General features: G+C 49.7%; 11 protein-coding genes and 1 tRNA gene. 7 read left to right on the top strand and 5 right to left on the bottom strand.

Translation table 11 applies throughout. The features are described from left to right. Together dcuC and JO226_RS10750 are read right to left on the bottom strand one after the other, a co-directional pair. Window positions 1-1,253 (bottom strand): C4-dicarboxylate transporter DcuC (gene dcuC / locus JO226_RS10755; protein WP_293567416.1); only part of this gene is annotated, 1,253 nt, incomplete at its 3' end. A gap of 72 nt (window positions 1,254-1,325) precedes the next feature. Beyond that, entirely contained in the window at window positions 1,326-2,516 is a 1,191-nt protein-coding gene (locus JO226_RS10750; RefSeq protein WP_293567414.1) for an ADP-ribosylglycohydrolase family protein, read from the bottom strand. A gap of 42 nt (window positions 2,517-2,558) precedes the next feature. Between JO226_RS10750 and JO226_RS10745 the strand changes: the two genes are divergently transcribed. From JO226_RS10745 to JO226_RS10720, 6 genes are all read left to right on the top strand, one after another. Then, window positions 2,559-2,834, top strand: coding sequence for a hypothetical protein (locus JO226_RS10745; protein ID WP_293567411.1), 276 nt, complete (start codon window positions 2,559-2,561; stop codon window positions 2,832-2,834). 108 nt (window positions 2,835-2,942) lie between these two features. Next, the gene (locus tag JO226_RS10740; protein WP_293567408.1) at window positions 2,943-3,968 is read left to right on the top strand and encodes a LacI family DNA-binding transcriptional regulator; all 1,026 of its coding nucleotides are present in this window, start codon (window positions 2,943-2,945) and stop codon (window positions 3,966-3,968) included. Between the two features lie 158 nt (window positions 3,969-4,126). Continuing rightward, a complete protein-coding gene (locus JO226_RS10735) occupies window positions 4,127-4,609 on the top strand; it encodes a glutathione peroxidase (RefSeq protein WP_293567405.1) in 483 nt (160 codons plus the stop codon). A gap of 413 nt (window positions 4,610-5,022) precedes the next feature. Further along, window positions 5,023-5,451: a hypothetical protein gene (locus JO226_RS10730; protein WP_293567402.1), complete on the top strand. Its 429-nt coding sequence runs from the start codon at window positions 5,023-5,025 to the stop codon at window positions 5,449-5,451. 288 nt (window positions 5,452-5,739) lie between these two features. After that, on the top strand, window positions 5,740-6,144 hold the full coding sequence (locus tag JO226_RS10725) for a cell envelope integrity TolA C-terminal domain-containing protein (RefSeq protein WP_293567399.1): 405 nt from the start codon (window positions 5,740-5,742) through the stop codon (window positions 6,142-6,144). A gap of 480 nt (window positions 6,145-6,624) precedes the next feature. After that, the gene (locus tag JO226_RS10720; RefSeq protein ID WP_293567396.1) at window positions 6,625-6,933 is read left to right on the top strand and encodes a hypothetical protein; all 309 of its coding nucleotides are present in this window, start codon (window positions 6,625-6,627) and stop codon (window positions 6,931-6,933) included. A 570-nt stretch (window positions 6,934-7,503) separates the two neighbouring features. Here JO226_RS10720 and JO226_RS10715 read toward each other — a convergent pair. Together JO226_RS10715 and JO226_RS10710 are read right to left on the bottom strand one after the other, a co-directional pair. Then, a complete protein-coding gene (locus JO226_RS10715) occupies window positions 7,504-8,346 on the bottom strand; it encodes an MBL fold metallo-hydrolase (protein WP_293567393.1) in 843 nt (280 codons plus the stop codon). A 13-nt stretch (window positions 8,347-8,359) separates the two neighbouring features. Beyond that, window positions 8,360-8,881, bottom strand: coding sequence for a sugar ABC transporter (locus tag JO226_RS10710; RefSeq protein ID WP_293567390.1), 522 nt, complete (start codon window positions 8,879-8,881; stop codon window positions 8,360-8,362). A 167-nt stretch (window positions 8,882-9,048) separates the two neighbouring features. Here JO226_RS10710 and JO226_RS10705 point away from each other — a divergent pair, with 167 nt between their 5' ends. Next, on the top strand, window positions 9,049-9,948 hold the full coding sequence (locus JO226_RS10705; protein WP_293567387.1) for a LysR substrate-binding domain-containing protein: 900 nt from the start codon (window positions 9,049-9,051) through the stop codon (window positions 9,946-9,948). A gap of 80 nt (window positions 9,949-10,028) precedes the next feature. On the opposite strand, the gene JO226_RS10700 is transcribed toward JO226_RS10705, so the two are convergent. Further along, window positions 10,029-10,104 (bottom strand) — tRNA-Asn (locus tag JO226_RS10700). Window positions 10,105-10,112: the final 8 nt, after the last annotated feature.

The following is a 10,112-nucleotide window of genomic DNA, read 5'->3' as shown; positions in this document are numbered from 1 at the left end:
AACGCATTAAAGGTTGATGAGCTGCCTAATATCATGATGCTGACAAAAATGAAGAAGGAGAAAAAGGCGACTATCACCAACTCCGTGTGGGTACCGGCCGGTAACGATGAGAACAATATATTAACGAAGCCAATCTTTATCAGGCCTTCAGCCAGAACCTGAGCACAAAGCATAATCGATACAATGGTGCTTAAGGAAGTGCCCATCTGTTCGAAAAGGAATTTTATTTGATTCGCCGAGTTCTTAATATCGCGATGCTGAATAAATTCGCAGGCGAAAGCCAAAAAGAAGGAGATTAATAAGGCTGAAATGATATCGATATTAACCCGGTATGCCGGTGGTAGAAAATCCTGCATCAGGTTTGAACCGAAGAATAACAGCAACAGCGGCAGTACAGGGAAAAAAGCATAGTAAAGCGGTTTTGATGGCTGATTCTGGGTTTTAACGCCGTAGTCATCATCATCTTGGCCTGCTTTTCCTCCTTCTTTATTATCCCAGTATTTCTGCATAATGACGTGCAGGAAGCCGATGAACGGGAAAACAATAGCGACCATGGGCAACTGGATGCGCAGAAACAACGAGAACAGATCGTGATTGGCGAGCTGCGAGATTAATATCGTGCCCACTTCTGCGGGGCCATAGTTGATACAGATGCTGGCGATGACGGCGGCAACGGCGGCTTTGCTGCAACCGATAGAGCGCAGTATGGGGTATAAGGTGGACATCAGCAGCAGCGATAACCCCGACGGGCTGGTGATGAAAATCGCCAGGATCTGGATTAAAACAAAGCAACTGCCTAACACGATATATTTGGATTTCAACACGCCAAGGGGTTTTACTGAGATCTCGACCAGTTTTTGTGAGGCGCCGATCTCCTGCATGTAGCGAGAAAACCCAGCGATAACCATTATGATTAAACCCAGCCCGCTCATGTTTGAACTGAAGATAGACTTAATAGAGACAAAGATATCGATAAAGCGTGAACCGGAGCTCTCTTTTACCAGAGGGGTTCCCGGTAGTAAGCACGCGACGATCAACAGCAGGGCGATACCGCCAATTAACACGATCGCCTGCGGGTAGACGTCATTTAGTATGCCTTTAGCAATAAGCGCGACAACGACAACCGATACCGACAGGCAGAACGCGTTGATGCCAAAACTAAAGTATATTGCGGCAAGTATGATAGGGATACCAAATGTGAGCGTATAAATATTCTTATAATTTATCTTTTTAGGATCGGTTGCCATAGTCATCCTTTAATCTCCTGTTATAGGGATGCCTGGTAAACATTACATTTCAGTAATGTTTACCACCGAGGTTGATGTCTAATTGAAATGGCCGATAAGGTGCTGGCGCGCAGTGATTTTGTCTACTTCCCGTCGATAATCTTCACCGTGAATGGCGATAACCGTTTCGGTAAACGTATCGGCAGAGGTAATAAGCTCGAATTTATTTACGCGATCGAGTTGGCAGGCAATCGCCGGGTCGATGATGTTCGCACCATGCAGGGCGCCTAAAATAGCACCCGCCATCACACCGATGGAATCGGTATCGCGACCGGAATTAATACCGTCCTGAATGGTTTTGTAGAAATCACCTTCATTAATTACCGCGAAACCGAGGGCAATGGGTAATTCTTCAATGGTATTCAACCGTGACGGGCAATAGGCGTCGGTGGCACGCCCGGCTTTGTGTATGGAATGGACAACATCGTCACCCATCGGAGAATATTTGCCGATGATAGTATGGAATTCCTCGACGATCGTGGCGTATTCCGCGTTTTTCAGGCGCTGCGCGGCCTCCACGATGTCGATAATGGCTTGCCGGGTGCCATCTTTCGCCAGTGCGATAGCTTCGTTAATCACCGTTTCCAGCGTGGTCTCGGGAACAAAGGCTGCCGCAACCGCTGCCGCCAGCACCCCGGCGGCTTCTAATCCATAACTTTGCTGGTGTCCGGAGGCAAACGTGATGGCTTCATCATATGCCGCTTTCGGGTCGCAGGCGTTCACGGCACCGACAGGGGCGATATACATCGCGGCGCCGCAGTTCACCATATTACCAATTCCCCCCTGACGCGGATCGCAGGACGAAAGCTGGTGTCGCTGGAAAATCCATTTTTCCGGATAGAACAGGCGCTCAATCAGCATCGCTTCACGCTGTAACTCAGGCACCCAGCGGGGAGTCCAGGCGATTTCTTTTACCATATCTTTCGCCATATCCCAGGCATCAATATGGCGTTTGTTATTGTTATAAACGGACATCAGGCAAAGCGTCATGAGCGTATCGTCGGTGATGATACCGCCCCCGCGAACGCGTCCGTTGCGCGCTGTGGCGCTTTGCCCCATGCGGTGCCATTCCATATCAATGGAGGTCACCCGGCCATAACGCTCGTGAATTTCCGCTGCAGAGAGTTTCTCGACGGTTGCTCCGATAGCATCGCCATAAGCAACGCCAAACAGCATTGCGCGGATGCGCCCCTGTAAAGAGAGTGGATCGGTACTGGAACTGTTGGTCATTTTTGTTAGTCCTTTCGTCATTTGTATTTGTCAGTTAACGCTATGTTTTCAGGTATCTGGGGTGATTTTACTTTGTTGGTGGGAACGTTCTCATTTTATGGAAAAAGAAAATCCAGCATCTCTGAGAATGCATGGGAACGTTCTCATAAACGAGGTAAAAAAAAAGAGCTGGGGAATTCGTTTATGTTATGGGAACGTTCACATTTTAAGGTGGAAAACATGATGAAAACTCCTGCTTTGGCCGATCATCAACGAAACGGGTTTAAATTTAGCGCAACGCTACTCCTGAGAAATCAGGCTTTCAAGTTGTTTTTTTAACCACATTGAAGGTTGGTGCCGTGGATCACAAAAGCGATGAACTTACCCATGACAACGTTCCCATAAAATGAAAATATATCGGTCTGAGCTATCTGACAGGAGGCGGCATTGAAGGGGAAAGAGCAACGAAGAGCGACGATTGTCGATGTGGCGAAATATGCGGGAGTGTCCAAGAGCACGGTAGCCCGCGTGTTGGAAGGGAAAATAACGGTCTCTGAAGAGGCTTCGGCGCGCGTATTAAAAGCGATAGCGACGCTCGGTTATGAGCGAAATCGTCTTGCTATGGGGATGCGTTCAGGCCGGACGGGCTTACTGGCCATCGTGATTCCGGACATTACGAACCCCTTCTGGGCCGATGTGACGCGCGGGGCGCAGGACCGCGCGATCAAAGAGGGTTACTCATTGTTAGTTTTTTCTTCGGACTGGGATGCTGAAAAAGAGGCCGCGCATTTGCGGGCCATCAGGCAAGCGCGTGTTGACGGCGCTATTATTAACCCTGTTGCCGATAACTTTGACTCTCTGGGTTTCTTTGGTATGCCTTTTGTTTTTATTGGCTCCAGCGCTGAGCGATTTCCCGAGGTGTCGAGCGTCGGCTCAGATATTAAGCAGGGCGTTCATCTTGGTTTGAGTTCCCTGCAAAAACGGGGGCACGACCTGCCTTCCGTCATCGTCGGGCCTAAGTCTCGCCTGGCAAGGATCCGCTTTTTACACGCCATCACCGATTATTGTATCGGGCAGGACATCGATCCTGGTCAGTTGACTGTCGAGAGCGGCGATTACACCGTGGACGGCGGTTTTCAGTCGATGAATCGCTTGCTGCGACAACGAAATGCAACGCAGAAGCATCTGACGGTATTTGCTGCTAACGACCTGATGGCGCTGGGTGCGATGATGGCCGTGCGTCAGGCCGGTCTGCGCTGCTGTGAAGATGTTTCCATTCTGGGTTTCGACGGCATCCCCGCTGGCGAATTTTCGTATCCAGGCTTAACAACCATTAAGAAACCGAGCCGCCAGATTGGCGAACGGGCCATGGATTGTTTGCTGGATGAGATAGATGGCCACAGGGGGCAGGGGCGTATCCATCTGCCATGTGAGCTTATCGAGCGGGGTTCAGTGGCGGATTTGACGGGGTAAACTACAGGCGTGTATGGGAGCCTGACGTTCTGTCAGCTATGCTCTTAGCTGGCATGAAAGAACTGCCGGTAGTGACCACGACCCACGCCGTGTGCCCCTGCAGAACGAGCTGAGTGGCAAAGTCGACGTCAAACTGATTCTGCTCTGAGGATTCTGACATGACCACTTTTCATCAACTTACGGCCACCAGTCTGGATGGTCAGATAATCTCTATGGCCGACTACGCGGGCAAGCTGGTTCTGGTGGTTAATACCGCCAGCCATTGTGGCTTCACGCCGCAATACGCAGGCCTTGAAGTGCTCTACAAGAAGTACGCCGACCTGGGGCTGGTGGTGCTTGGTTTCCCCTGCAATCAGTTCGGTCATCAAGAACCCGGTGGCGCCGACGAAATTGCGCAGACCTGTCACATCAACTATGGTGTGAGCTTCCCGATGTTCGAGAAAGTGGAGGTCAACGGTGCCGCTACACACCCGGTGTTTCGTTACTTGAAAAACGAATTGCCCGGCGTGCTGGGTGGACGGATCAAGTGGAACTTCACTAAGTTCCTGATCGGACGCGACGGCAAACCGCTCAGGCGTTTTGCACCGTTCACCACCCCAGAGAAAATGGAAGCCGTAATTCGTGCTGCACTTGAAATCTAAGTGTTCCTGTAATTCGAACTGTCTATTTTTAGAGCGCTTCCGACAAACTGATTATATCCGTGTGAGATTACGTCCGTTCCTTGCTCTTACGGACTACCAGAGCCAACTCCCCCACAAAAAGTCCAAATCCGGCCTTGCCCCCTTCTTCCAACCGCAGTACCCTCACGCCGCACCTGCAAAATCAGGTGTCGGGATTAGCCTCCTGAATGTTAACCTTAGTGACGACACAATGGCGCGTCTGCGCCTTTTTTGTGTCGTGCGCACGGCTACACCTCAATGGTGGGCCGGGTGGGGGCGTCGCAAGACGCGCCGGTGTCACTAAGGCCGGTAAGGCTAACCCCGCCTGGTCCGCCACCCGTGAGATTAGCCTCTCCGCTGGCGGTAGTTTCGCACTACTTAGTGGAGGTTGTCTTATGACTACATTCCTCGATCCCAACAACGATCTACTGACCATCCCCTTCAGCGCCGCAACGGATTTTACCGACTTAGCCGACTGCTGTGACCGCTTTGCGGAAACCTTGATTGAATGCCGGGATCCGGCGCAGAAAATGGCGCTGCTGGGCCGTATCGGCGCCTGTCTTGCCCTGCTTCGTCCGACGCTGGGCGAGCCTATCCCGCCGCACCTGATTGGCCGCTTTACCGTCAACGAACTGCCCGATGTGGCACAGCGTTTTGAACCTGATGCCGACGTTCTGTGCGACTACTGCCAGTCGCTGACACAACTGCTGTGCGGGCAGTCGCTGCCGCCGGAGGTCGAACGCACGCTGACGGGCCTGCTGTGTGAACTGGTGTGGCTGTTTGCGGCGGATTTGAAAGCCCCGCGCTGGGTGACCACGCACTAAATAAATACGCCCCAGTTATCAGGCTGGGGCGGCGTCATTGCGGGTTCGGTTTGCTTATTTCACCGTAGGCCGTTGGTTCCTGCATCTGTATACTGGATATTTCCATCCACACGGTCTGGACGTTAACCTTACTGCGCCCTTCCTGACTCTTTACCGCTATTTTACAGTAGCCACCTAAAATTGGTGGGATTATGAGCCCACAAGCCCCCTCTCTGATTTATATGCCATAATGCCCCGATTCATTGGTGTGTATTGGTACTTTTTGGAAAATCATAAACGGACCTGGACATGACCAAAATCTTGATGCTGGTGGTAATGGTAGCAACCATTGCTGGTTGCACCCCGCTTACCCCAAAAGATTGCCAGAAAAAGAGTGCCCTTGATTCGTGTTCTTATAACCGCTCAGGCAAAGTAACCGATAAAGACATCTATGGGGAACAAGCATCAGGCATAAAAAAAGCACTAGATGCAGCACTTATCGAGCCCCACGCCTGGAATGGTAAAAGATGTAATGTGCATCTGGATTTCAAAATGGATGGCACCTTGCAGAATTTCATCATTAAGCATGGAGACAAGGATTATTGTCGGGCACTAACGGAAGCCTCCAAACGCGCAAATTTTCCAGCATTTACTGATCAGCATGTTTACGACGTTATGGGTTCTGCTCGGTGGGATATGCACGGGCAACCATGAAAAAAATCTACTCTGATTGTCGGCTTTGTGCAGTCCAAGAGCGATCTTAACCATGTTATGTTAAGCAACATTGAACTGAAAACCTAAACAGGATGTCATTCCAGTGAAAGTAAACAATTGCCAGACCTGCGGCCAACCGATGAGCAAAACACCAGAAACTCTGAATCTTGACTGTGGTGGCGATTGTTTAAGTTGCATGGCTTGGCATGGTGATCCAGACGCAATTGAGATTGTTGAGAGACTTACTGGCGAGAAAGTTAATGTCCGTGGAAGCTTACATCATTCCAGTAAGGTTGAAGGGCAGCTATGAGCTGCAGCCGTAGTCGATTTTTAATTTGTTATTAAGACATGAGTTCTCTCACTTGTCAGGTTTTGTGTAAACAATCATAATAACTTCGTTGGGCAACTATAGAGCTATTGTGCAAAGTCGATAATTACACAGAGCGCAATAATTTCTCGGCACATCGTTTAGCAGGAAAAATGAAATTGAGATTTTTAACGTTGTTTGTACTACTTATTGCTATTACCCTACATGCCGAAGAGTATGATTATGGCCCACCAATCGCCGTATGCTTAAACAAGCATGTTATTCCCTATATCAACACGACTGTTCCTGCTGAGAATATCGTTAATGATGCTTATAAGGCGTGCCAAGGTGTCGTTGATGAATGGAATGACGAACGAGCATCCTTGCCCAAGGAAATGGTAATAAAGCAAGATAAGGAATTTCGGGATATGTATATCAGGATGATTGAGATCCGCCGGAAAGCTAGTGTACACAAAAAATAAGGGGAACTTATCTCTACCCCAGTACACCGTAGCAGGTATTGTAAGTATCCCGATAAAACGAACAATTCTCTTTTAGAGATCCTCTGGCATGTGGATTAGATTACTCTAAAACCGACCGTCCGCTCCTCGCTAAGCAGTCGGTCAGAAAGGAGCCATCTTTCTGCGGTCGTTTCCAGTCGTATAGCTACCGCTAAAGAGATGCCCGCGGTAGGCTGACTTTCCGTCACCGCGCATTTACATCTAACAGTGGTTACAGGGCGACGGTTCGGTTATTCTGCTCTCATAAAGGAACAACCGGAGTCATGTTTTATGGATAACGCCATACTTCAGAAAGCTTCAGTGGCTTTGATACTGGCCATATGGGTTATTAATGCATTCAGGATCAGGGAAAAAAAAGAATCTTCTGACCCGGCTATTGCAGCAGCGAACGCCAGAGAGCGGCATGAATGGCGTCATATCAGAAGGGCCTATAGGGCATTACAGATAATAGCTACGGTATATTTTTTTGTGTCTCTCATCGGGTTTCTGGCGGTATAGGTGAGGGCGCTGGAACGACATCGTACATCCCCTTCATTTCTGCGAACAGGCAATACGGTATCCACCCTCAACCATGGAGACGGTAGCAAACCCGATTGGGCCTAAGTGCATGCCTGCAATCAGCAGGTTTTGTCTGACAACGAGTTTCAGAATTTTTTTCCGCGTTTCTTCGGCCTGTGTGGGATCACAGTCAAATAAAATGGAAACGGCCGGTTGCGCTAACTGAATATGAGGGTAATGGACGATATCTCCCCATATTAATAAGTCATTATCACCCGACCCAATGCGGAATCCGGTATGACCTGGCGTGTGACCCGGTAGCCACACCGGAAGAATGCCTTCTGTTATTTCATTCCCGGTAAAAAAACGCACATTCTGCGCATAAGCGTCTAATGTGCGACGGGCGAGCCTGAAATTATGTTTCCCGCGTTCACTGGCTATTCTTTGTTTTTCATCATCCCACCAGTATTCCGCTTCGAGAGCATGAAGATGAAGTTCAGCATGTTTATAGACAGGGTGTCCTTCAGCATCCAGCAGGCCTCCAATATGGTCAGGATGACCGTGCGTCAATAAGATGGTATCCACATCATCAGGGCTGACTCCGGCCGCAGTTAGGTTTGCTTTTAGCTGTCCTCCCACTTTGTTCTGCCCCCCCGTACCGGTATCAACCAGAATGGTTCGCCCCCGACCGCGAATGAGATAGCAGTTAATATGGATATTGTCGGGTTCAACGATCCCGGCATTTTGCTGAATGGCCTCCGCATCGGCGGTTTCAATGCCTGACAGCAAATCCAGGCTGGCTGACATAGTGCCGTCACTCAAGGCAGTGACCAGAAAATCCCCAATCTGACAGGATGTGAAGAGTGGATAGTTCATCGATACCTCCGCGTTAGTTTCGGGCATAGACCTGTGGTGTAAGGGCTTCGTAGAGGTATGCCTCTGGTAATTCCGCAAGCAACGCGGCATTTTCACGCGTCAGAACGTATATAACGCGATGCTCCGGGGATTTATCCAGTCCCACAGCCTGCATTTTCAGTGCCTGGCACCCCAGTTCCGTCTCGATAAAGCTGATTGGCCGGGCGCTGACGACCAGTATTTCATCTGAGGATACGACCGGTGCCGGGCCTTCACACGCATACAGGTTACGGTGCCAGTCGGTGATGTATGCCTGCCCGTGGGAGAAATGGCCGCCTCCTTTTTGTCGATAATCATCGCTGGTGAGAACATCCGCATCCTTAACGGTATGAATTGCGAGATAAACAGGGCAGCCAGGTTTCACCGCCCGGAATCGCTGCGAAGAACTGAATCCAGTGACGGAGACCAGTGCTGGCAATTTTTCCTTGCTGTAAAATTCATTCCACGCTTCCTCGCTTCCCGGATCGTTATACGAGCATTCCACGATATATAACATCGACTCACCTCCACAGTGCTAAACAGCAGGAAGCCCATGAACCTGCTTAATGACTTTTCATCATGCTATATGCTGTTCTTTAGGCTATAAATCGATATTATTTCATTGATTAGTGATATTAGATCACTGAAAGGTCATCGTATGCACAGAGAAAAAGGGCGGTTTTTATGCGCAGAAAAATTCCCAGCAGCACGTCCCTGCAGGCTTTTGATGCCGCCGCGAGGCACGGTAATTTTGCCCGAGCGGCAGAGGAGCTCTCGCTGACAGAAGGGGCCATCAGCCGCCAGATTGCGCGCCTTGAAGCGTTGCTGGACTGTAGACTGTTTGACCGTACGGGAAGTCGTGTAAAACTGAACCCTGTCGGTGCGAGGTATGCCCATCATGTTCGCGAAACGCTCGAACGACTCGAAAGGGATACCCAGTACATAACAGGAATGCCTGAGGGCAGCAGAAGTCTGGATATCGCCGTCCTGCCGACGTTTTCCAGCCGATGGCTTATTCCACGCTTAAGTGCTTTTCACTCTTTGCACCCGGACATTACATTAAATATTGCGGCCAGAACTGACCCTTTCATTCTTACCGGAAGTGGTTTTGATGCCGTTGTTCATTTTGAACATCCCGCATGGGTGGGTATGCGGATGCAATTTCTCTTTCAGGAGACATTAGTACCCGTATGCCATCCTGCATTGTTAACGGACAAGAATGTCTATGAACAGCTAAATGCGCTACCGCGTATTCACCGACGGCAGAATCCGCAAGCATGGTATCACTATGCCCGGGAAATCGGGGTAAGCCTTGATAATCTGGCGCAGGGTGTTCGGTATGATCTTCATGAAATGGCAATCGCTGCCGCATTGGCGGGACAAGGCGTTGCACTAGTGCCGCGCATGTACGTTGACAAAGAACTGAGTCGTGGAGAGCTTGTCGCGCCCTGGCCAGAATCGGAGTCTGTAAGTAAAAAATTCTGTTTAGTTAAACCTGTGGAAACGGGAATAAATGAACCTGCGCTCAAGGATTTTGAACACTGGCTGTTGACTGAAATGAAGACGCTGACAAAACAGTATTGATGATGTCCGCGGTTTCGATGGGGCAAACACCCTGGCGCAAAAAAGCAAAAAGCCTGCTCGAAAGCAGGCTTTTCTAAATTTGGCTCCTCTGACTGGACTCGAACCAGTGACATACGGATTAACAGTCCGCCGTTCTACCGACTGAACTACAGAGGAATCGTGTG

The sequence above is a fragment of the Pluralibacter sp. genome, from assembly GCF_019237635.1.
In the GTDB taxonomy this organism is placed as follows: domain Bacteria; phylum Pseudomonadota; class Gammaproteobacteria; order Enterobacterales; family Enterobacteriaceae; genus Enterobacter_B.
Note: the sequence above shows the minus strand (reverse complement) of the source record. Positions and strands in the feature narration are given on the sequence as shown.